Genomic DNA, 21,815 nt, shown 5'->3' on the forward strand with positions numbered 1-21,815 from the left:
CGAAGTTCTCCAGAGCTGTAGATTCCACGGGCCCGCGGGCGAGGGTGTGCGGCGGGTCACGGGGATACGGCGATGTTCTCGCGATGAGATTAGTCCGCACCAGCACGACCGCCCGCAGGTACCGGAGTTGAGCCCCCATCACGCTGCGAAACCGGGCGCGGACGCACCGATAACCCGACAGCGGAAGGTTTAGTGCAGCATTCCACCAATCGGGACACAAGGGCTCGCCGACCGCCCCGAATTGGCGGATGGCGGCATATGGGGGGCCGGTTGTCGACCCCTTGGAAAGTGACGAACGTCACAGCATCAACTGGGTTGGCGAGTACTGGAATTCAGCCACACGGTCGAGAAATGCATGACCCGGGAAGCCTCCCCGGGTCGCCCCGGGGGGTCTCTGTGGGCTTCCCGTGGGGCCCCTGTGAGGCTCCTCCGGCAATTCCGTGGATTCGGCCCCACGCGCTCGCCGATTCGGGTAGACACGCTGGGTGGTACGGAATCGCACACTGAGTGATTTGATTCCGCTCCCCCGAGCCTCGGGTCGGTTACGCAGGTGTTCACTTTTCACACGCAGCGTGATTCGGCTTCCCGGGCCGGAGCATTCGTTCCACACGGTCGGTGCACGGGTCAGTCAGTGCATGTGCGTCATCAGACCGTGGAGAAAAGGCAGGTCCACCTGTTCGAGCGAGTTGACCACGGTACGTCCGGCGGCCGGTGCGATCGGCGCGACCGAGGGGACCGCCACCACCCGGCAGCCCGCGGCCTCGGCGGCCGCGACACCCGTCGCGGTGTCCTCCACGACAGCGCATCGGGCCGGGTCCGCGCCGAGCCCCGCGGCCGCGAGCAGATACGGGTCGGGGAACGGCTTGGTCCGCTCCACCTCGTCGCCCGCGACGCTCAGGGCGAAGTACTGGGGACCCAGGGAGCCCAGGATGCGGTCGATGATACGGCGGTGCGAGGCGGAGACCAGGGCGGTGGGGATCTCGTGGGCCGCCAGCTCGGCGAGCAGCCTGGCCGCGCCCGGCATCAGCGGCAGTGAGTGGCCGATACGGTCCTCGAACCCGTCGTTCAGCAGGACGGTCAGCTCGGCGAGGGGGATGTCGGCTCCGGTGGCCTCGATGAGGAAACCGGCACTACGGGTCATCGGACCACCGACCACCACATGGCGCCAGGACTCGTCGAGCGTGTGACCGAGGGCCTTGAAGACCTCGACCTCCACGTCCCACCAGAAGCCCTCGGTGTCCACCAGGGTGCCGTCCATGTCGAGGAGCACGGCCTGCAGGGCGGAGCCTTCGGCCGTACGGGTACCGAGCGCGGGGACCGTACTGGTCATCCGGGCGCACCTCCTTGAGGGACGATCAGGCCGGCCGCCCCTTTTCGGCAAAGGGACAACCGGCCTGCAGTGGATCGACCAGTGTACGACTTATCCGATCAGTGCGCGTTGTGACGCGCGGCGGTGTGCCGCGCGGCACACTCAGCGGGCGTTGAAGTACTTCGCCTCCGGGTGGTGGATGACGATGGCGTCCGTGGACTGCTCCGGGTGCAGCTGGAACTCCTCGGACAGGTGGACGCCGATGCGCTCCGGCTCCAGCAGGCGGGCGATCTTGCCCCGGTCCTCCAGGTCGGGGCAGGCCCCGTAGCCGAGCGAGAAGCGGGCCCCGCGGTACTTGAGGTCGAACATGTCCTCGACGGCGGCCGGGTCCTCGCCGGCGAAGCCGAGCTCGGAGCGCACGCGCGCGTGCCAGTACTCGGCGAGGGCCTCGGCCAGCTGCACGGACAGGCCGTGCAGTTCGAGGTAGTCGCGGTAGGAGTTGGACTCGAAGAGCTTGGCGGTCTCCTCGCCGATGCGCGAGCCCACGGTGACGACCTGGAGGCCCACGACGTCCGTCTCACCGGACTCCTCCGGGCGGAAGAAGTCGGCCAGACACAGCCGGCGGCCGCGGCGCTGACGGGGGAAGGTGAACCGGGTCCGCTCGTTGCCCCCCTCGTCCAGGATGATCAGGTCGTCGTCCTTGGACACGCACGGGAAGTAGCCGTGGACCACCGCCGCTTCCAGCAGGTTCTCGGTCTGGAGCCGGTCCAGCAGTCCGCGCAGCCGCGGCCTGCCCTCGGTCTCGACCAGTTCCTCGTACGTCGGCCCGTCGCCCGTGCGGGCCTGCTTGAGGCCCCACTGCCCCTTGAACAGGGCACCCTCGTCCAGCCAGGAGGCGTACTCCTTGAGCTGGATCCCCTTGATCACGCGGGTCCCCCAGAACGGCGGCGTCGGCACCGGGTTGTCGACGGCGACGTCGGAGCGGACGTGACCCTCCTCGGGCCGCTCCTCGACGACCGTGTTCGCCGCGGCCCGGACCCGGCGCTGCTTCAGCTCGGGCAGCGCCGCGCCGGGCACTCCGCGCTTCACGCCGATCAGCGCGTCCATCAGGCGCAGGCCCTCGAAGGCGTCCCGGGCGTAGCGCACTTCGCCCTCGTAGATCTCGTGCAGGTCCTGCTCGACGTACGCCCTGGTCAGGGCGGCGCCGCCGAGGATCACCGGGTAGTCGGCGGACAGGCCCCGCTGGTTGAGCTCCTCCAGGTTCTCCTTCATGATCACCGTGGACTTGACCAGGAGCCCGGACATGCCGATGACGTCGGCGCGGTGCTCCTCGGCCGCCTCCAGGATCGCGGAGACCGGCTGCTTGATGCCGAGGTTGACCACGTTGTAGCCGTTGTTGGACAGGATGATGTCGACGAGGTTCTTGCCGATGTCGTGGACGTCGCCGCGCACGGTGGCCAGCACGATGGTGCCCTTGCCCTCCGCCTCGGACTTCTCCATGTGGGGTTCGAGATGGGCGACGGCCGACTTCATGACCTCGGCGGACTGGAGGACGAAGGGCAGCTGCATCTGGCCGGAGCCGAACAGCTCACCGACGACCTTCATGCCGTCGAGCAGTGTCTCGTTGACGATGTCGAGGGCGGGGCGGTCCGTCAGGGCCTCGTCGAGGTCGGCCTCCAGGCCGTTCTTCTCGCCGTCGATGATGCGCCGCTTGAGCCGCTCGTCCAGCGGCAGCGCGGCCAGTTCCTCGGCCTTGCCCGCCTTCAGCGACTTGGTGGTGGCGCCCTCGAACAGGGCCATCAGCTTCTGCAGCGGGTCGTAGCCCTCGGCACGCCGGTCGTAGATGAGGTCCAGGGCGGTCTTGACCTGCTCCTCGTCGAACCGGGCGATCGGCAGGATCTTGGACGCGTGGACGATCGCCGAGTCGAGGCCCGCCTTGACGCACTCGTCGAGGAAGACCGAGTTGAGCAGGATGCGGGCGGCCGGGTTGAGTCCGAAGGAGATGTTGGACAGGCCCAGCGTGGTCTGCACGTCCGGGCGGCGGCGCTTGAGCTCGCGGATCGCCTCGATCGTCGCGATGCCGTCGCCCCGCGACTCCTCCTGGCCGGTGCAGATCGTGAAGGTGAGGCAGTCGACGAGGATGTCGGACTCGTGGATGCCCCAGTTGGCCGTCAGGTCCTCGATGAGCCGCTCGGCGATCGCCACCTTGGTCTCGACGGTGCGGGCCTGCCCCTCCTCGTCGATGGTCAGCGCGATCAGCGCGGCTCCGTGTTCCTGCGCCAGCCGGGTGACCTTGGCGAAGCGGGACTCGGGGCCGTCGCCGTCCTCGTAGTTGACCGAGTTGATGACCGCGCGGCCGCCCAGCTTCTCCAGGCCGGCGCGGATCACGTCCACCTCGGTGGAGTCGAGGACGATCGGCAGCGTGGACGCGGTGGCGAAGCGCCCGGCCAGCTCCTCCATGTCCGAGACGCCGTCGCGGCCCACGTAGTCGACGCACAGGTCGAGCATGTGCGCGCCCTCGCGGATCTGGTCGCGGGCCATCTCCACGCAGTCGTCCCAGCGGCCTTCCAGCATGGCCTCGCGGAACTTCTTGGAGCCGTTGGCGTTGGTGCGCTCACCGATCGCCATGTACGCGGTGTCCTGGCGGAAGGGCACGGTCTGGTAGAGGGATGCCGCCCCGGGCTCCGGCTGAGGGCGACGCTCGCCGGGCCTGGCCTCGCGGACCCGCTCGACCAACTGGCGCAGGTGCTCGGGGGTGGTGCCGCAGCAGCCGCCGACCAGGGAGAGGCCGTAGTCGCGTACGAAGTTCTCCTGGGCGTCGGCCAGTCCCTCGGGGCCGAGCGGGAAGTGCGCGCCGTCCTTGGTGAGCACGGGCAGACCGGCGTTCGGCATGCACAGCAGGGGGATGCGGGAGTGGCGGGTGAGGTAGCGCAGGTGCTCGCTCATCTCCGCGGGGCCGGTCGAGCAGTTCAGGCCGATCATGTCGATGCCGAGCGGCTCCAGCGCGGTGAGCGCCGCGCCGATCTCGGAGCCCAGCAGCATCGTGCCGGTCGTCTCGAAGGCCATCGAGCACAGCAGCGGCAGGTTCGCGCCGGTCGCGTCCATCGCCCGGCGCGCGCCCAGCAGCGAGGCCTTGGTCTGCAGGAGGTCCTGGGTGGTCTCCACGATCAGGGCGTCGGCACCACCGGCGATCAGGCCCTCGGCGTTCGCCTGGAAGCCGTCGCGCAGCGTGGTGTAGGAGACGTGACCGAGAGTGGGCAGCTTGGTGCCGGGGCCGATGGAGCCGAGCACCCAGCGCTGGCGGCCGTCGCGGGCGCCGAACTCGTCGGCGACCTCACGCGCGAGCCGGGCGCCCGCCTCGGACAGTTCGTGGACGCGACCGGCGATGTCGTACTCGGCCATCGCCGAGTGGTTCGCGCCGAAGGTGTTCGTCTCGACGCAGTCGACGCCCACCTCGAAGTAGGCCTCGTGGACGGAGCGGACGATGTCGGGGCGCGTGAGGTTCAGGATCTCGTTGCAGCCTTCGAGGTTCTCGAAGTCCTCCAGCGTGGGGTCCTGCGCCTGGAGCATCGTGCCCATCGCGCCGTCTGCCACCACGACGCGGGTGGCCAGCGCCTCTCGGAGGGCGTCGGTTCGCCTCCGGCTCTCGGAGAGATCGGACGAAAGGGACGGGTTCGGCAACGAGGCCATGAAGGTGCTCCCTGGAGTGCGACGGCTGTCGGCTTTGCGCTTCCCATGGAAGGCGCACGCCGTCAGGGTAGCCCGGAGCGCCGATGGAGGGTCGGGGCGTCCACGGGGCGGACGGGCGTGGCGCGCGGGACGGGGGTGCGGGCACGGACCAAACATGTGACGAGCACCCATTAGCGAGAGATCGGCAGCGACCGGTAGTGTTCGACATTGCCGAACGGCGGCAGTGAGTTGCGCGCCGACGGCCGAAGGGGACGGAGGCAGCACGGCGATGGCACGGAACATCCAGTCGCTCGAACGGGCGGCGGCGATGCTGCGGCTGCTCGCGGGCGGCGAGCGGCAGCTGGGCCTGTCGGACATCGCCTCGTCGCTGGGCCTGGCCAAGGGTACGGCCCACGGCATACTGCGGACCCTCCAGCAGGAGGGGTTCGTCGAGCAGGACACGGCCTCCGGGCGCTATCAGCTCGGCGCGGAGCTGCTGCGCCTGGGCACCACGTATCTGGACGTGCACGAGCTGCGGGCGCGCGCGCTGGTGTGGACCGACGATCTGGCCCGCTCCAGCGGGGAGAGCGTCTATCTGGGCGTGCTGCACCAGCAGGGCGTGCTGATCGTGCACCACGTGTTCCGGCCCGACGACAGCCGTCAGGTCCTGGAGGTCGGGGCCATGCAACCGCTGCACTCCACGGCCCTCGGCAAGGTCCTGTCGGCGTACGACCCGGTGGCGCACAGCGAGGTCCTGGAGGCGGAGCGCAAGACGTTCACACCGCGTACGGTCAGCGAGCTCGACCAGTTCGAGGGTGTGCTCGACATGACCCGGGCGCGCGGGTACGCCGAGGACGTCGAGGAGACCTGGACGGGGGTCGCCTCGATCGCCGCGCCCATCCACAACAGGCGGCGGATGCCGGTGGGAGCGGTGGGCGTCACCGGTGCCGTGGAGCGGGTCTGCAAGGACGGTGAGCTGCGGCCGGATCTGATCGCGGCGGTACGGGACTGTGCGCGTGCGGTGTCCCGGGACCTGGGCGCCGGACGCTTCTGACGCCCGCGCGTGGCCCCCGGAACCTCCGCGTTCCGGGGGCCTGTCTCTTTGGCACCGCGCCCCCAGGCCGGGCGCAGCCGCCCTGGGGGCCGCAGGCACCCGCGCCTGCGGCTCCGCGGGAGCCGAGCGCCCCGTTCCCCGCGGAGCCGCAGGGCCGCCGCCGCCAGGGACGCACGCCGGGGCTCAGCGCGCAGTTCCCCGCGCTCCCCGCCGGGCCCTCCAGGGGCGCGAGCGCCCACCACCACCGGCAGCACCGGCCCGGCACGCGCCCGCCAGGGGCGCGGGAAGCTGCGCGAGCGCCACCACCACAACCCCCACCGCCCAGGAACCACCCCCGGCACGCGGACCGCGCCTCCGCGCGGGCTGAGCGCGCAGTTCCCCGCGCCCCTGACCCGGCAGCACCGGCCTGGCAAGCGCCCGCCCGGGGCGCGGGAAGCTGCGCGAGCAACCCTCCACAACCCGCACGCCCGGGAACCACCCCCCGGCCCCGGCCCCCGGCAGACGCGACCGCGGCCCCGCGGGGGCCGAGCGCGCGGAAACATCGACCACCGAGCGGAGCGCAAAGTGCCCGGTCGGACGCGGTGCGGAGCCCTCTCAAGATCGATAGCCCGCATCGATCAATAACGATCGTGTTTTCGATACCCGAGCTCTTGACGAGGCGCTTACGCGAGAGCAAGACTCCCGTCCATCGGTCGGCATTGTCGAACACCTACCGGCAATACGCGCTAGAGTGTGGCAACGCCAAGGGCCGGCATCGCTCTCATTCCCCGAGAGCACGAACCACCGGAGGGACCCGGGGTTCGGCTTCCCCTGGACGAAGGACAAAGGAGTCGCGGGTGTCCAGCTCCGACATCTTCATCGGCGAGACCATCGGTACCGCCGTACTCATCCTGCTGGGCGGCGGCGTCTGCGCCGCCGTCACACTGAAGGCCTCCAAGGCGCGCAACGCCGGATGGCTCGCCATCACCTTCGGGTGGGGCTTCGCGGTCCTCACCGCGGTCTACATCTCGGCGCCCCTCTCCGGCGCGCACCTGAACCCGGCCGTGACGCTCGCGCTCGCGATCAAGGACAACGACTTCAGCAACGTCGCCACCTACTTCGCCGGACAGATGCTCGGCGCGATGATCGGTGCCGCACTGGTCTGGGCGGCCTACTACGGCCAGTTCCACGCGCACCTCACCGACCGCGAGATCGTCGGCGGTCCGGGCGCGCAGGCCACCAAGACCAAGGCCGTCGAGGCCCAGGAGACCGGCGCGGGCCCCGTGCTCGGTGTCTTCTCCACCGGCCCCGAGATCCGCAACGTGGTGCAGAACCTCGCCACGGAGATCATCGGCACCGTCGTGCTCGTCCTCGCGGTCCTCACCCAGGGCCTGAACGACAACGGCAACGGCCTGGGCACCCTGGGCGCCCTGATCACCGCGCTCGTGGTGGTGAGCATCGGCCTCTCCCTGGGCGGGCCCACGGGCTACGCCATCAACCCGGCCCGTGACCTCGGTCCGCGCATCGTGCACGCCCTGCTCCCCCTGCCCAACAAGGGCGGTTCCGACTGGAGCTACGCCTGGATCCCGATCGCCGGTCCGCTCATCGGCGGCGCGATCGCGGCAGGCATATACAACGTCGCCTTCGCTTAAGAGGACAGCCTGTAAGCGCACAGAGCAAGGCTCGGAGCACCCGCTCGCAAGCCCGCAAGCCGTACAGCACCGCTTGAAGCACCGCGCCGTAGAAAAGCCCCTCTCATACGGAACTTCCAGGAGCACACCGTGACCGACGCACACACCGCCGGCCCCTTCATCGCCGCGATCGACCAGGGGACGACCTCGTCCCGTTGCATCGTCTTCGACCGCGACGGCCGCATCGTCTCCGTCGACCAGAAGGAGCACGAGCAGATCTTCCCGAAGCCGGGCTGGGTCGAGCACAACGCCGCCGAGATCTGGACCAACGTCCAGGAGGTCGTCGCCGGGGCCATCGAGAAGGCCGGCATCACCCGCGACGACATCAAGGCCATCGGCATCACCAACCAGCGTGAGACCACGCTGCTCTGGGACAAGAACACCGGTGAGCCCGTCCACAACGCCCTCGTCTGGCAGGACACCCGCACCGACGCGCTCTGCAAGGAACTCGGCCGCAACGTCGGCCAGGACCGCTTCCGCCGCGAGACCGGCCTGCCGCTCGCGTCGTACTTCGCCGGCCCCAAGGCCCGCTGGCTGCTCGACAACGTCGAGGGCCTGCGGGAGCGCGCCGAGGCCGGGGACATCCTCTTCGGCACCATGGACACCTGGGTCATCTGGAACCTGACCGGCGGTGTCAACGGCGGCAAGCACGTCACCGACGTGACCAACGCCTCCCGCACCATGCTGATGAACCTGCACACCATGCAGTGGGACGAGAAGATCGCCGAGTCCATCGGCGTCCCGCTGGCGATGCTGCCGGAGATCCGTTCCTCCGCCGAGGTGTACGGCGAGATCACCGGCGGGAAGCTCGGCGACCTGCTCGGCGGCATCCCCGTCGCCTCCGCGCTCGGCGACCAGCAGGCGGCCCTGTTCGGCCAGACCTGCTTCTCCGAGGGCGAGGCCAAGTCCACGTACGGCACCGGCACCTTCATGCTGATGAACACCGGTGACAAGATCATCAACTCGTACAGCGGACTGCTGACCACCGTGGGCTACCAGATCGGCGACGAGGCGCCGGTCTACGCCCTGGAGGGCTCCATCGCCGTCACCGGCTCGCTGGTGCAGTGGATGCGGGACCAGATGGGCCTCATCAAGTCCGCCGCCGAGATCGAGACCCTCGCCTCGTCGGTCGAGGACAACGGCGGCGCCTACTTCGTGCCGGCCTTCTCCGGTCTGTTCGCCCCGTACTGGCGCTCCGACGCCCGCGGTGTGATCGCCGGTCTGACCCGGTACGTCACCAAGGCGCACATCGCGCGCGCCGTCCTGGAGGCCACCGCCTGGCAGACCCGCGAGATCACCGACGCCATGACGAAGGACTCCGGCGTCGAGCTCGCGGCCCTCAAGGTCGACGGCGGCATGACCTCCAACAACCTGCTGATGCAGACCCTGGCCGACGTCCTGGACGCCCCCGTGGTGCGCCCGATGGTCGCCGAGACCACCTGCCTCGGCGCTGCCTACGCCGCCGGTCTCGCCGTCGGCTTCTGGTCCAACACCGAGGACCTGCGCGCCAACTGGCGCCGGGCCGCGGAGTGGACCCCGAACATGGCCGCGGAGACCCGCGACCGTGAGTACAAGAGCTGGCTCAAGGCCGTCGAGCGGACCATGGGCTGGATCGAGGACGAGGAGTAAGAACCCGCATGACCAGTCAAGCCACCCTGCAGTCCGTGCCTGCCCTCGGTACGCACCCGGCCACCGGCTCGAACCCGAGCCGCGCCGAGACCCGGGAGCAGCTCTCCAAGGCGACGTACGACCTCCTCGTCATCGGCGGCGGCATCCTGGGCATCTCCACCGCCTGGCACGCCGCGCAGTCCGGGCTGCGGGTGGCTCTGGTGGACGCCGGCGACTTCGCCGCCGCCACCTCCTCCGCCTCCTCCAAGCTTCTCCACGGCGGCCTGCGCTATCTGCAGACCGGCGCGGTGAAGCTGGTGGCGGAGAACCACTTCGAGCGCCGTGCGGTCTCCCGCCAGGTGGCCCCCCACCTGGCGAACCCGCTCACGTTCTACCTCCCCGTGTACAAGGGCGGGCCGCACGGCGCCGCGAAGCTCGGGGCGGGCGTCTTCGCCTACTCCGCGCTCTCCGGATTCGGTGACGGCGTGGGCCACCTGCTCAGCCCCTCGAAGGCCGCGCAGGACGTGCCCGAGCTGCGCACCGACAACCTCAAGGCCGTCGCCGTCTACGGCGACGACCAGATGAACGACTCCCGGATGGCCCTGATGACGGTCCGCGCGGCCGTCGAGTCGGGTGCCGTCGTCCTCAACCACGCCGAGGTCACCGGCCTGCGCTTCACCAGGGGCCGGGTCACCGGCGCCGACCTCAAGGACCGGCTGTCCGGCGACGAGTTCGGCGTGAACGCCCGTCTCGTGCTCAACGCCACCGGCCCCTGGGTCGACCACCTGCGCAAGATGGAGGACCCGAACGCGGCGCCGTCCATCCGGCTGTCGAAGGGCGCGCACCTGGTCCTCAAGCGCACCTCCCCGTGGAAGGCCGCGCTCGCCACGCCCATCGACAAGTACCGCATCACCTTCGCCCTCCCCTGGGAGGACATGCTGCTCCTCGGCACCACCGACGAGGAGTACGAGGGCGACCCGGCCGAGGTCGCCGTCACCGAGAACGACATATCCCAGATCCTGGACGAGGCCGCGTTCTCCATCCGCGACCAGCAGCTGTCCCGCGATCTGATCACCTACTCGTTCGCCGGCCTGCGGGTGCTTCCGGGCGGCCCGGGTGACACCTCGAAGGCCAAGCGCGAGACGGTCGTCACGGAGGGCCGGGGCGGGATGCTGTCCGTCGCGGGCGGCAAGTGGACGACCTTCCGGCACATCGGCCGTACGGTCATGAAGAAGCTGGAGTCGCTGCCGGGCCACCCGCTCGGCGAGGACTTCGAGCCGATCTCCGAACTGCCGAAGAAGCTTCCGCTGCCGGGGGTCGCCAACCCGCGCGCCGTGGCCCACCGGCTGCTCGTGGACGGACCGGCGCCCGGCCCGCGCATGGCGGCCGACACCGCCAAGCACCTGGCCACGCACTACGGTTCGCTGGCCTTCGACATCGCCCGTCTGGCGAACGAGAACCCCGAGCTCGGCGAGCGCGTCCACCCGGACGCGCCGGAGATCCTCGCCCAGGTCGTCTACGCCCGTGACAACGAGTGGGCCCAAACGGCGGACGACGTGCTGCGCCGGCGGACGACGCTGACGATCCGCGGTCTCGCCACGGACGACGTCCGGGGCAAGGTGCAGGACCTGCTCGACGAGAAGTAGGCGTCTGCTCGGTCCGAAGGGGCGGCTCCCACGGGGGAGAGCCGCCCCTTCGGCGTCTCCGGCACGCGGGAGGCACCGGCCCGAGGTGCACGGTTCGTCGGCGCAGCACGGCGTTCCCCTGTTCACCGCCGACGCGATCCAGCCGCGCGCCCGTACGCCCGGCTGATCCACCACCGCCGGGAACGTGTCGACGGCGGAACAGGTCGGGACGCTGGACCGGTTCGCGCGGGAGATCGCGCCGGTGGTGCGCCGGGAGGCGCCGAGCACCCTGTGGGAACAGGCGGTCCGCGGTGGCGCCGTCCCGTCGTGCGGGTGCGCCCCGGTGCCTCGGTTTTCGTCCCGTTCAGCCTGCTGAAACCCCATAATGAGGCTGAGACGTCGGATGTCTGAACGGCATTCCGAGGACCAGGGAGGCCCGGCATGGCAGTCACCGACGAGGCGATCGAGAAGATCAAGGGAATGATCGTCTCCGGCGCGCTGCGTCCCGGTGACCGGCTGCCGAAGGAGAGCGAGCTCGCCGCCGAACTGGGGCTGTCCCGCAACTCCCTGCGGGAGGCGGTGCGCGCGCTCTCGCTGATCCGCATCCTGGACGTCCGGCAGGGCGACGGCACCTACGTGACCAGCCTGGACCCCCAGCTCCTGCTGGAGGCGCTGAGCTTCGTCGTCGACTTCCACCGGGACGACACGGTCCTCGAATTCCTCGCCGTGCGCCGCATCCTGGAGCCGGCCGCCACGGCCATGGCCGCCACCCGCATCGGTGAGCAGCAATTGGACGCGCTGACCGCCCAGCTGGACGCCCTCGGCGCGGCACCGTCGGTGGAGGAGCTCGTCGCGTGCGACCTGGAGTTCCACCGGGGCATCGTGCAGACCTCCGGCAACTCGGTGCTGTGCTCCCTCCTCGACGGTCTCTCGGGGCCGACCACCCGGGCCCGTATCTGGCGCGGCCTGACCCAGGAGGACGCGGTCAGCCGCACCCTGCACGAGCACCGCGCGATCCTGTCCGCCCTGCGCGACCGGGACGCGGAGGCCGCCAGGTCGTGGGCGACGGTGCACATCGCGAGCGTGGAGCAGTGGCTGCGCTCGACGCTCTAGACGCCGTCCGCCGGCCCTCCCGGGACAGCTCGGATGACTGAGGGGCGGCGCGCGGCGGCGATCAAGGGTGTTTCCGGCCCCCGCGCGGGGCAGTGATCCGTTCACTCCCCCGTGCAAGGGGGCTGCGGTGGGCCCCTCGGCACGCCGTAAGGTTGGGGCGTACGCGAGGGCACGTCGGAAGGAGGCGCTGGGTGATCGAGCTGGAGGGGGTTCCCGAGCTGATCGACCCAGTCATGGTGGCCGCGTTCGAGGGCTGGAACGACGCCGGCGACGCCGCCTCCACGGCTGTCGCGCATCTGGACAAGGAATGGAAGGGCGAGGTCTTCGCGGCGCTGGACGCGGAGGACTACTACGACTTCCAGGTGAACCGTCCCACGGTGTGGCTGGACGCCGGTGTCCGCAAGATCACCTGGCCGACCACGCGTCTGTCGGTGGTCCGGGTCGGTGGCGACAAGCCGCGCGACCTGGTGCTGGTCCGCGGCATCGAGCCGTCGATGCGGTGGCGCTCGTTCTGCAACGAACTCCTCGGCTTCGCGCACGAGCTGGGCGTGGAGCTGGTGGTCATCCTGGGCGCGCTGCTCGGTGACACCCCGCACACGCGTCCGGTGCCGGTCAGCGGGGTCACGTCGGACCCCGACCTGGCCCGCACGATGGACCTGGAGGAGACCAAGTACGAGGGCCCCACGGGCATCGTCGGCATCCTCCAGGAGGCGTGCACGCACGCGGGCGTCCCCGCGGTGTCTCTGTGGGCGGCCGTGCCGCACTACGTGTCGCAGCCGCCCAACCCGAAGGCGACGCTGGCCCTCCTCAACCGCCTGGAGGACCTCATCGATCTGCGCATCCCGCTGGGCGAACTGCCCGAGGACGCGCGGGCCTGGCAGCTGGGCGTGGACCAGCTGGCCGCCGAGGACAGCGAGGTCGCCGAGTACGTGCAGACGCTGGAGGAGGCCCGGGACACCGCCGAGTTGCCGGAGGCCTCGGGCGAGGCGATCGCCCGCGAGTTCGAGCGCTATCTGCGCCGACGGGACGGCGGCGGTCCGACGGCACAGGCCGGCGGTCACGCCACGGAGGGCGGCGAGGCCGCGTCGTTCCTGCGGGACGGCACCGCCGGCCGCACCCGGCCGCCGAAGCCGCTGCGTCCGGAGACGGACGCCGACGCGGGCCCCGGTGCGGACTCCGCCACGGACGCCGGTCCGCCATCGGGATCCGCCGGGGACTCCGGCTCGGAATCCGGATCCGACTCCGCCGCTGAAACCGGTCCGGACGCGGGCAGGGACACGGACGGCGACTCGTCCGAGGACTCCTCGGAGGACTGACCGTCCCCGGGGCTGACGCTCCCGCACGACCGGCCAGGAGGGGCGGTGCGCATCAGGCGCACCGCCCCTCGGTCGTCCCCGGGGTCGGCGCACGGCACAAACACCCCTGACACCACGGCAGTTGCCGTACGCCTCGGCACCCTTTGGCCGGATTACGACGGGACAGATGTTTCCAGGCAGATTGCACAGGTTTCCCAATTCAACTTGTTTTCAAACCAAGTTGGCGAAGACGGGGTGGACGAGTCGCCGTGGGCGTGCCAGGTTGTGCCCCGAAGACGCGGCCCGGGGACGGGACACGGCGAAGCGTCGCCCCGCGACAGCGGACGGCCCAGGGCAGGACAGCGGCACGGCGCGGCACCGCACAGGACAGCGCACTGCACAGCACACGCAGGGACCGGTACCCGCAGGGATCGAAGGGAGCGGTACGCGATGACCGACCAGGTACAGCCGGCGCAGGGCCCGGGGACCTCCGGGCCGGGGCCCGACGGAGCGGGATTCACCTACCGAGGAGCCGAGCAGGAGCTGATCGTCGTCGCACGTCCCGAGGCCCGGCTCCGTGCCCGGGCCGAGGGCGTCCGCTCGGCGGTGGGCGCCGACGTCTCGGCCCTCAACATGTTCCTCAGCGACGAACAGCTCGTCCTGGAGCCGCTGTTCGGCAGCGAGGACCGGCTGCACCAGCAGTCCATGGCACCGGGCGCCGAGAGCGGGCCCGACCTCGCGCTGTTCTACCGGGTGCGCGGCGGCGCGAGCCGGGCCCAGGAACTGCGCTCGAGGATCGCGGCGCTGCCGGAGATCGACACGGCGTATGTGAAGCCCGGTGCCGTACCCGCCTCGGCGGGCCCGGCCGGGTGGACCGACGACGGCACGGACGAGAGCCGCCGTCTGAAGGAAGGGGCGCCCATCACCCCCGACTTCACCAGCCGTCAGGGCTATCTGCGTCCGGCGCCGGAGGGCATCGACGCGTACTGGGCCTGGCAGCGGCCGGGCGGCACGGGTCAGGGCGTGACGGTGATCGACGTGGAGGGTGCCTGGCAGCTCGGTCACGAGGACCTGGCGGCGAAGCTCGCCGGAGTCGTCGTCGGCACCCCGTTGCAGGACGTGGCCTGGCGCAACCACGGCACCGCCGTCATCGGGGTGATCGGCGGCGACCGCAACGACCACGGCATCACCGGCATCGTGCCCGACGCGGTGACGGCCGCCGCGTCCTTCCAGCCCGGCGGCACCGCGGCGGCGATCCACGCGGCGGCCGACCGGCTGGGCCCCGGCGACGTCCTGCTGGTCGAACTGCACACCCCGGGGCCACGGTTCGACTTCGAGCAACGCGACGACCAGCGCGGCTACATCGCCGTCGAGTGGTGGCCGGACGACTTCGCGGCCATCCGGTACGCGACCGCCAAGGGCGTTGTCGTGGTGGCGGCCGCGGGCAACGGCGGCGAGTCGCTCGACGACGCGCTGTACGAGCGCCGCCCCGCCGAATTCCCGGAGTGGTGGCGCAATCCGTTCAACCCCTCCAACCAGTCCTCCGGCGCGGTCCTGGTCGGCGCGGGCGCGCCGCCGCCCGGCACGCACGGCCGCGACCACGGGCCGGACCGTTCACGGCTCGCGTTCTCCAACTACGGGGCGCGCGTGGACGCGCAGGGCTGGGGACGCGAGGTGACGACCACCGGCGGCTTCTGGGACCGGCCCGGCGATCTGCAGGGCGGCGCCGAGGAGATCGCCTGGTACACGGACACGTTCTCCGGGACCTCCTCCGCCTCCCCGGTGGTGGTCGGCGCCCTGGCCGCGCTGCAGGGCATGCTCAGGGCGGCGGGCCAGGAGCCGATGTCCCCGGAGCGTGCCCGCGCGGTGCTGCGGGCCACTGGTTCCCCGCAGCAGGACGCGCCGGGCCGGCCCGCCTCCCAGCGGATCGGCAGCCGGCCGGACATCAAGGCGGCGGTCACCCATCTGCTGCCGGAGGCGGTCGGCTCGGGCCAGGCCGAGCGGTACTGGGACGAGCTGCTGCCGTATCCGCGCGAAGTCCCGCCCAGGCTCCGGCTGTACGTGGCGGGCGCATGGCGCAACCTGAACGACCCGTCCCCCGAGATCCGCCAGGCGGTGCACGCCGCCTTCGCGGGGGGACGGCCCGACGTACGTGTCTGGTTCTCGGACGACGAGATCGTCGGCCTGGTGGTCACGGGCTGACGGCATCCGACCACTGCTCACACACGCTCGACCAATGACGGAAGGTGGCACCCGTATGAGCACCACCCCGCAGATGAGCCGGCTGGGACAGCAGCACGGGCAGCAGGGCCCGAGCACGGCTCCCCCGCAGCAGTTCGGAGCGCAGCAGAGCATGGGCCAGCAGCAGCCCTTCAGCCCGCAGACGCAGCAGCCGTACGGGCCGCAGAGCATGGGCCAGCAGATGCAGCAGCCTTACGACCAGCAGGTCATGGGCCAGCAGATGCGGCAGCCTTACGACCAGCAGGTCATCGGCCAGCCGATCCAGCAGCAGATCCCGCCGCAGCAGATCCCGCCGCAGCACATTCCGCCGCACCTTCAGCAGCAGCTCCAGCAGCTCGGCCAGCAGCAGCCCTTCCAGCAGCTGCTCCAGCAGCTCGGCGGACAGCAGGCGCAGCAGCCGGGGCAGCCGCTCGTGCTGCCGAGCGCCGTCGAGCGGGCGGCGCTGGTGAGCGGCATCGCCACGAAGTTCTGGGACGTCGTCACCCCGCTGCCGGGGCAGCCGTCGATCCTCTACCTGTACATCGACAACGCCTGGCGCCAGCTGGTGAACCCGAACCAGGTGACGCATGACGGGGTCCGGGAAGCCTTCGCCTTCGGGCAGCAGGTCATCGGGATCTACGACTCCGGCACCGGCACCCTCCAGGCCGTCGTCGTCAACAGGCAGTAGCACGGCCGGCAACGGGGGACGGCTCCACGCACAGGGCGCCGGGCGGATCGATCCGCCCGGCGCCCGACCGCGTTCGGGGTGCGGGAACCGTTACAGCGCCACTCCCAGGAGGGCGTCCACGGCACGGGACACGACGCCGGGGGCGCCCTCGTCCGTGCCGCCCGTCTCGTGCTGGCGCGCGGCCCAGCGGTCGACCGCGGCGAGCGCGGCCGGCGCGTCCAGGTCGTTCGCGAGGGCGTCGCGGATCTCCTCGACGAGCGCGTCGGCGGACGGCCCGTCGGGGCGGGAGACCGCGGAGCGCCAGTTCTCCAGCCGCGCGACGGCGGTCTCCAGGACGGCGTCCGTCCACTCCCAGTCGGCGCGGTAGTGGTGCGCGAGCAGCGCCAGGCGGATGGCGGCCGGGTCGACCCCGTCGCGCCGGAGCGCGGACACGAAGACGAGGTTGCCCTTGGACTTCGACATCTTCTCGCCGTCGAGCGCGACCATGCCGGCGTGCACGTACGCCTTGGCCATCGGGAACTCGCCGGTCAGCACCTGGGCGTGCGAGGCGCCCATCTCGTGGTGCGGGAAGGCCAGGTCGGAGCCGCCGCCCTGGACGTCGAAGCCCATGCCGAGGTGGTCGAGGGCGATGGCGACGCACTCGATGTGCCAGCCGGGCCGGCCGCGGCCCAGCGAGCCGCCGTCCCAGCTCGGCTCGCCCTCGCGGGCGGTCATCCAGAGCATCGGGTCGAGCGGGTTCTTCTTGCCCGCGCGGTCCGGGTCACCCCCGCGCTCGGCGGACAGCAGGCGCATCGCGGCGGCGTCCAGGTTGGACACCTGGCCGAAGTGCGGGTCGGACTCGACGGAGAAGTACACATCCCCTTCGAGCTCGTACGCCGCTCCTGCGTCCCGCAGCCGCTCGACGAGCGGCACGATGCCGGGTATCGCCTCGACGGCGCCTATGTAGTGCTGCGGCGGCAGCATCCGCAGGGCGGTCATGTCCTCGCGGAAAAGTGCGGTCTCCTGCTCGGCGAGCCCCACCCAGTCGACGCCGTCGCGCTGTGCCCGCTCCAGGAGCGGGTCGTCGACGTCGGTCACGTTCTGGACGTAGTGAACCTGCCGCTTGGTGTCGAGCCACACGCGCTGAACGAGGTCGAACGCGTTGTAGGTCGCCGCGTGACCCATGTGGGTCGCGTCGTACGGCGTGATGCCGCATACGTAGATACGGGCGACGGGACCGGGGTCGAGGGTGACGAGCCCACCGGTCGCGGTGTCGTGGATCCGGAGGTCGCGGCCCTCACCAGGCAGGGCGGGGACCTCAGAAGCGGGCCAGGCATGCATGTCATGAGCCTAACCGGACGGAAGTTCCGTATACGAACCGGCCGGCGCCTCACGGCCCGGAAGGCGCTGTTGCGCCGCGGGCCGAAGGTGTGCCGCTACACCGGCGGCCAGGGGATCGCCGGCCATTCCCCGCCCGGTGCCGGGTGTCTTCCGGAGGCGAGAAGCTCCTCCACGCGCGCCCGTGTGGCGTCGGTCTCGTTCGCGGTGATGAGTTCCGCCAGCCGGGTGGCCAGCGGCGCCCCCGGCAGCAGCCCGTCGCGCAGCGCGACGAGCACGTCGACCGCCTCCGCCGTCAGGGGTTCCCCGGCCCATCCCCACAGCAGGGTGCGCAGCTTGTTCTCGGCGTTGAAGGTGACCCCGTGGTCGATGCCGTAGAGGCGGCCCTCCCCGGCGGGCAGCAGGTGTCCGCCCTTGCGGTCCGCGTTGTTGATCACGGCGTCGAGGACGGCGAGCCGCCGAAGCCGGTCGTCGTCGGCGTGCACCAGCAGCGCCGTGCGGCCCTCGCCCACCTCGGCGAGGCCGATGGCCTTCCAGCCGTCCTCGGGCTCCTCGCCGTCCACCAGGGCGAGCAGCTCGGCCTCGGGGGCCGCCTCGATCCACAGCTGGCACATGCCCTCGCCGTACGGTCCGTCGCGCAGCACGGTGGGCGGCACGAGCCCCCAGCCGGTCGCCTCGGAGACCTCGTACGCCGCGACCTCGCGCTGCGCGAGCGTGCCGTCGGGGAAGTCCCACAGGGGGCGCTCCCCGGCGACGGGCTTGTAGACGCAGAACGCGTCGCGTCCCTCGTAGGAGACGGAGCAGTACAGGACCGCGTTCGAGGCTTCACGGATCTGTCCGCGCACCTTCAGCTCACCCTTGGCGAGCAGCTCGGCCGTGGTCACGCTCCGCGGCGGTATCCGTTCTGGCGCGGACATACGTGTCCTTCCGGGTCGAGCGGGAGGCTGCAGAGCGGGCAGGGGGGCCGGCCCGCGTTGACGACGTCGAGTGCGCGCTTGGCGAAGGCGCGGGCCTGTACTCCGGTGAGCCGGACCCGGAGCATCGGCGGACCGTTCTCCTCGTCCTGGAGGAGTCGTTCCTCGGCCTCCGCGAGGTCCTCCTCGGACTCCGCGTCCAGCTCGACCAGGGCCTGAGCCTCGACGATCATGCGCTGTTCGTCACCGTCCCAGGCCAGCGCCATGGTGCCGACGCGGAACTCCTCCTCGACGGGGGTGTCGAGAGGGGCGGTGTCGGACACCTCGGTCGGGGCCATGGCCGGCACGGGCGCGCTGCCCCCGGTGCGGCGCACGACCTCGTCGAGGAGCTCGTCCATGCGCTCGGCGAGCGCTGCGACCTGGGTCTTCTCCAGAGCCACGCTGGTCACCCGGTGACCTGAGGAAGCCTGCAGGAAGAAGGTACGGCGCCCGGGCAACCCGACCGTACCGGCCACGAAACGGTCCGGGGGGTCGTAGAGGAACACCTGACGGGACACGTCCTGTCTCCATTGGATCGGCATGCGGACCGGCTGACTGCACCGGCCCGCATCGGCTGCTGAGAACCTGCTGACAACTACTGTGCTGCTTCGACCGCTTCACCCTACTGCGGCCGACGATCACGGTGCGCCCGCACCGCCCCCCACCGGAGCGTCGCCGCCCGGGGGCTCCTCGCGCGGCGCCAGGGAGGCGAAGTCGCCGGTGTCCCCGAGGCGCACGAGGAAGGGCCTCAGCCGTGTGTAGCGGATCGCGGTGATCGAACACGGTTCGACAGAGATCCGCTGGAAGAGATCGAGGTGAAGTCCGAGTGCGTCGGCGACGAGGGACTTGATGATGTCGCCGTGCGAGCACATCAGGTAGACGGCGTCCCCGCCGTGGTCGCGCTCCACGCGCGTGTTCCACTCGCGGACCGCCTCGGCGGCCCTCGTCTGCATGGCCCGCATCGACTCGCCGCCGGGGAACGCCGCCGCCGAGGGGTGCGCCTGGACGACCTCCATCAGCGGCTCGTCCTTCAGCTCGGCGAGCTTGCGGCCGGACCAGTCTCCGTAATGGGCCTCCCCGATGCGCTCCTCGGTGTGCGCGCGCAGCCCGGGGCGGGCGTCGAGCAGCGGCTGGATCGTCTCCTGGCAGCGCTGGAGGGGGCTGGAGACGACCTCGGAGATCGGCAGCCCGGCGAGCCGGCCGGGCAGCGCCGCGGCCTGCTGGGCGCCGCGTTCGTCGAGGGCGACGCCGGGCGTCCACCCGGCGAGCAGTCCCGCGGTGTTGGCGGTGGAACGTCCGTGCCGGACGAGGATCAGCGTGGGCATGCGGCCCAGGGTAGACGGGGGACCCCGGCGACCGGGACGGGCCGGGCGGGGCGGTGGCCGGCGTGCGGCGCGCCCCCGGCGGCGGGAGAATACGCTCCGTGATCGTCGACTGCGCCATCTACCGTCACGGGCGGCGGACGGAGGACCCCGAGGACCTGTCCGACGCCCTGGCGCAGGCGCGCGCCGAGGGCGACGCCTTCGTGTGGATCGGTCTGCACGAGCCGACGGAGAAGGAGTTCGACCTCGTCACGAACGAGTTCGGGCTGCATCCGCTGGCGGTCGAGGACGCGCTGAAGGCGCACCAGCGGCCCAAGCTGGAGGTGTACGACGACTCGCTGTTCATCGTCCTCAAGCCGGTCTTCTACGAGCCGGACAGTGACGAGGTGTCCACCGGCGAGGTCATGGTCTTCATCGGTGACGCCTTCGTGGTGACGGTCAGGCACGGCAAGAGCTCACCGCTGGCCGCCCTGCGTCGGCGGCTGGAGTCGGAACCCGAGGTGCTGCGCAAGGGGCCCACGACGGTGCTCTACTCGATCGCGGACGTCACGGTCGATCACTATCTGGAGGTGGCGACCGAACTGGGGACCGACCTGGAGGAGCTGGAGGCGGAGGTCTTCTCGCCGTCCGGCGGCGACTCGCGGCACACCGCGTCCAGGATCTACCGTTTCAAGCGGCAGATCCTGGAGTTCCGCCGCGCCACGGTGCCGCTCGCGATGCCGCTGACCCGGCTGTCCGGAGGGGGCTCCTACAGCACGGGAGTGCCTTTCGTGAACGAGACGGCGCAGCCGTTCTTCCGCGACGTCAACGACCATCTGACACGGGTGAACGAGACCGTGGAGGGCCTGGACCGGCTGGTCTCCGACATCCTCGCGGCGCATCTCGCGCAGATGGGCGTGCGGCAGAACGACGACATGCGGAAGATCTCGGCGTGGGCGGCCATGGCCGCGGTCCCCACCTTGATCGCGGGGATCTACGGAATGAACTTCGACCACATGCCCGAGCTGCACTGGCTCCTGTCGTACCCGGCGGTGATCCTGGGGATGGTCGTTCTGGAGGTCCTGCTGTACCGGACCTTCAAACGGCGGGGCTGGATGTAGGGCGCGGTCCGGCCGTGCGGCCCGGACTCAGGCGAATTCCGGGGCCGCCGTGGCGGGGCCGCCCAGCGCGTCGCGCCGCTCGGGCATCTTCAGGGAGACCATCCGGCGCCAGCCGGCCAGCCGCTCGTACGCGTAGACGGCGCGGATGCCGGCGGCGAGCACCGCGGCCCTGGCCCTCGACCAGCCGAGGATGCGCCCCATGTGGGCCATCACGGCGAGGCTGACGTCGCGGTAGATGCGGATCTCGGCGAGGGCGCACTCGCGCAGCACGCGCTGGATGGCCCGGCCGTGTCCCGCGTACGCGAAGCGCAGCAGCTCCTCGTGGCAGTAGGCGAGGTGGTTGTCCTCGTCGTTGGAGATCATCCTCACCGCGCGGCCGATGTCGGGATGGTCGGCGAAGTGAGTGCGCAGCAGCTCCATCTGCTCGGAGGCGCGCTGCTCGGTGACCCGGCTGTGGGCGAGGTAGGTGATGATTTCCTGCACGGTGAGGGGCTGGTCGCCCTTGAGCTTCTCGTGGGCGAGACCGATGCCGTGCCGCTCCAGGAGCATGGTGTAGTCGGTGTCCGGCGGCACCGCCACGGGCTGCAGACCTCGTTTCTTCATCAGCGCGTCGAAGATCCTGCCGTGCTTGTCCTCGTCGGCGCCGTGCCGGGCGATCTTGGGCGCGAGCTCGCGCTGTTCGGGCGGGACCAGTGCGGCGATCCGCCCGTTCTCCCAGCCCCCCTGCGCTTCCCCGCTGGCGGCGATGGAGCAGAAGAGCCGGAACGACTCGTCGTTGTCGAGGATCTCCTCGAAGAGACTCTTGGCCGAAAGCATCTCTGACACCTCTCTGCAGGGCTCCGCAGAAAACGAGTCAAATGGGATGCCAGGGG

At 70.9% G+C, this 21,815-nt stretch carries 16 protein-coding genes; 9 read left to right on the forward strand and 7 right to left on the reverse strand.

What is annotated here, in order from left to right; genetic code table 11:
- Positions 1 to 628: 628 nt before the first annotated feature.
- On the reverse strand, positions 629 to 1,330 hold the full coding sequence (locus H305_RS0118195; protein WP_028801627.1) for an HAD family hydrolase: 702 nt from the start codon (positions 1,328 to 1,330) through the stop codon (positions 629 to 631).
- A gap of 141 nt (positions 1,331 to 1,471) precedes the next feature.
- On the reverse strand, positions 1,472 to 4,999 hold the full coding sequence (gene metH, locus H305_RS0118200; protein ID WP_028801628.1) for a methionine synthase: 3,528 nt from the start codon (positions 4,997 to 4,999) through the stop codon (positions 1,472 to 1,474).
- Between the two features lie 268 nt (positions 5,000 to 5,267).
- Here metH and H305_RS0118205 point away from each other — a divergent pair, with 268 nt between their 5' ends.
- From H305_RS0118205 to H305_RS0118240, 8 genes are all read left to right on the forward strand, one after another.
- Positions 5,268 to 6,032, forward strand: coding sequence for an IclR family transcriptional regulator (locus tag H305_RS0118205; RefSeq protein ID WP_028801629.1), 765 nt, complete (start codon positions 5,268 to 5,270; stop codon positions 6,030 to 6,032).
- Between the two features lie 836 nt (positions 6,033 to 6,868).
- The gene (locus H305_RS0118210; protein ID WP_028801630.1) at positions 6,869 to 7,663 is read left to right on the forward strand and encodes an MIP/aquaporin family protein; all 795 of its coding nucleotides are present in this window, start codon (positions 6,869 to 6,871) and stop codon (positions 7,661 to 7,663) included.
- Positions 7,664 to 7,792: 129 nt separating this feature from the next.
- Positions 7,793 to 9,331: a glycerol kinase GlpK gene (gene glpK / locus H305_RS0118215; RefSeq protein WP_028801631.1), complete on the forward strand. Its 1,539-nt coding sequence runs from the start codon at positions 7,793 to 7,795 to the stop codon at positions 9,329 to 9,331.
- Between the two features lie 8 nt (positions 9,332 to 9,339).
- Positions 9,340 to 10,956: a glycerol-3-phosphate dehydrogenase/oxidase gene (locus H305_RS0118220; protein WP_028801632.1), complete on the forward strand. Its 1,617-nt coding sequence runs from the start codon at positions 9,340 to 9,342 to the stop codon at positions 10,954 to 10,956.
- Positions 10,957 to 11,376: 420 nt separating this feature from the next.
- Positions 11,377 to 12,048 (forward strand): FadR/GntR family transcriptional regulator, encoded by a 672-nt coding sequence (locus H305_RS0118225; protein WP_028801633.1) that lies wholly within the window; start codon positions 11,377 to 11,379, stop codon positions 12,046 to 12,048.
- A 191-nt stretch (positions 12,049 to 12,239) separates the two neighbouring features.
- Positions 12,240 to 13,364 (forward strand): PAC2 family protein, encoded by a 1,125-nt coding sequence (locus tag H305_RS46370; protein WP_078629116.1) that lies wholly within the window; start codon positions 12,240 to 12,242, stop codon positions 13,362 to 13,364.
- Positions 13,365 to 13,793: 429 nt separating this feature from the next.
- Complete coding sequence (locus H305_RS0118235) at positions 13,794 to 15,545, forward strand: S8 family serine peptidase (protein ID WP_028801634.1); 1,752 nt, start codon at positions 13,794 to 13,796, stop codon at positions 15,543 to 15,545.
- Between the two features lie 55 nt (positions 15,546 to 15,600).
- Complete coding sequence (locus tag H305_RS0118240; protein ID WP_028801635.1) at positions 15,601 to 16,251, forward strand: hypothetical protein; 651 nt, start codon at positions 15,601 to 15,603, stop codon at positions 16,249 to 16,251.
- A 90-nt stretch (positions 16,252 to 16,341) separates the two neighbouring features.
- Here H305_RS0118240 and mshC read toward each other — a convergent pair whose 3' ends face one another.
- The 4 genes from mshC to H305_RS0118260 form a co-directional block, all read right to left on the reverse strand.
- Positions 16,342 to 17,571: a cysteine--1-D-myo-inosityl 2-amino-2-deoxy-alpha-D-glucopyranoside ligase gene (gene mshC / locus H305_RS0118245; protein ID WP_028801636.1), complete on the reverse strand. Its 1,230-nt coding sequence runs from the start codon at positions 17,569 to 17,571 to the stop codon at positions 16,342 to 16,344.
- A gap of 95 nt (positions 17,572 to 17,666) precedes the next feature.
- Complete coding sequence (locus tag H305_RS0118250) at positions 17,667 to 18,485, reverse strand: SCO1664 family protein (RefSeq protein WP_199791424.1); 819 nt, start codon at positions 18,483 to 18,485, stop codon at positions 17,667 to 17,669.
- Positions 18,449 to 19,039, reverse strand: a complete 591-nt coding sequence (locus H305_RS0118255) for a DUF3090 domain-containing protein (RefSeq protein ID WP_028801638.1) — start codon at positions 19,037 to 19,039, stop codon at positions 18,449 to 18,451. The genes H305_RS0118250 and H305_RS0118255 overlap by 37 nt, the downstream gene beginning before the upstream one ends.
- 120 nt (positions 19,040 to 19,159) lie before the next feature.
- Positions 19,160 to 19,846, reverse strand: a complete 687-nt coding sequence (locus H305_RS0118260; RefSeq protein ID WP_028801639.1) for a histidine phosphatase family protein — start codon at positions 19,844 to 19,846, stop codon at positions 19,160 to 19,162.
- A gap of 98 nt (positions 19,847 to 19,944) precedes the next feature.
- On the opposite strand from H305_RS0118260, the gene corA reads away from it, so the two are divergent.
- Positions 19,945 to 20,943, forward strand: a complete 999-nt coding sequence (corA, locus tag H305_RS0118265; RefSeq protein ID WP_028801640.1) for a magnesium/cobalt transporter CorA — start codon at positions 19,945 to 19,947, stop codon at positions 20,941 to 20,943.
- Positions 20,944 to 20,970: 27 nt separating this feature from the next.
- Here the strand turns inward: corA and H305_RS0118270 are convergent, their stop codons facing one another.
- The gene (locus H305_RS0118270) at positions 20,971 to 21,759 is read right to left on the reverse strand and encodes a hypothetical protein (protein ID WP_028801641.1); all 789 of its coding nucleotides are present in this window, start codon (positions 21,757 to 21,759) and stop codon (positions 20,971 to 20,973) included.
- Between the last annotated feature and the right edge of the window lie 56 nt (positions 21,760 to 21,815).

This window comes from Streptomyces sp. 142MFCol3.1, assembly GCF_000424945.1.
GTDB lineage: Bacteria > Actinomycetota > Actinomycetes > Streptomycetales > Streptomycetaceae > Streptomyces > Streptomyces siamensis.

Bases quoted from the DNA above. Each gene is read 5' to 3' on its own strand.
- H305_RS0118195 (WP_028801627.1), bottom strand. From the start codon at position 1,330: ATGACCAGTACGGTCCCCGCGCTCGGTACCCGTACGGCCGAAGGCTCC.
- metH (WP_028801628.1), bottom strand. From the start codon at position 4,999: ATGGCCTCGTTGCCGAACCCGTCCCTTTCGTCCGATCTCTCCGAGAGC.
- H305_RS0118205 (WP_028801629.1), top strand. From the start codon at position 5,268: ATGGCACGGAACATCCAGTCGCTCGAACGGGCGGCGGCGATGCTGCGG.
- H305_RS0118220 (WP_028801632.1), top strand. From the start codon at position 9,340: ATGACCAGTCAAGCCACCCTGCAGTCCGTGCCTGCCCTCGGTACGCAC.
- H305_RS0118225 (WP_028801633.1), top strand. From the start codon at position 11,377: ATGGCAGTCACCGACGAGGCGATCGAGAAGATCAAGGGAATGATCGTC.
- H305_RS0118235 (WP_028801634.1), top strand. From the start codon at position 13,794: ATGACCGACCAGGTACAGCCGGCGCAGGGCCCGGGGACCTCCGGGCCG.
- H305_RS0118240 (WP_028801635.1), top strand. From the start codon at position 15,601: ATGAGCACCACCCCGCAGATGAGCCGGCTGGGACAGCAGCACGGGCAG.
- mshC (WP_028801636.1), bottom strand. From the start codon at position 17,571: ATGCATGCCTGGCCCGCTTCTGAGGTCCCCGCCCTGCCTGGTGAGGGC.
- H305_RS0118250 (WP_199791424.1), bottom strand. From the start codon at position 18,485: ATGTCCGCGCCAGAACGGATACCGCCGCGGAGCGTGACCACGGCCGAG.
- H305_RS0118260 (WP_028801639.1), bottom strand. From the start codon at position 19,846: ATGCCCACGCTGATCCTCGTCCGGCACGGACGTTCCACCGCCAACACC.
- H305_RS0118270 (WP_028801641.1), bottom strand. From the start codon at position 21,759: ATGCTTTCGGCCAAGAGTCTCTTCGAGGAGATCCTCGACAACGACGAG.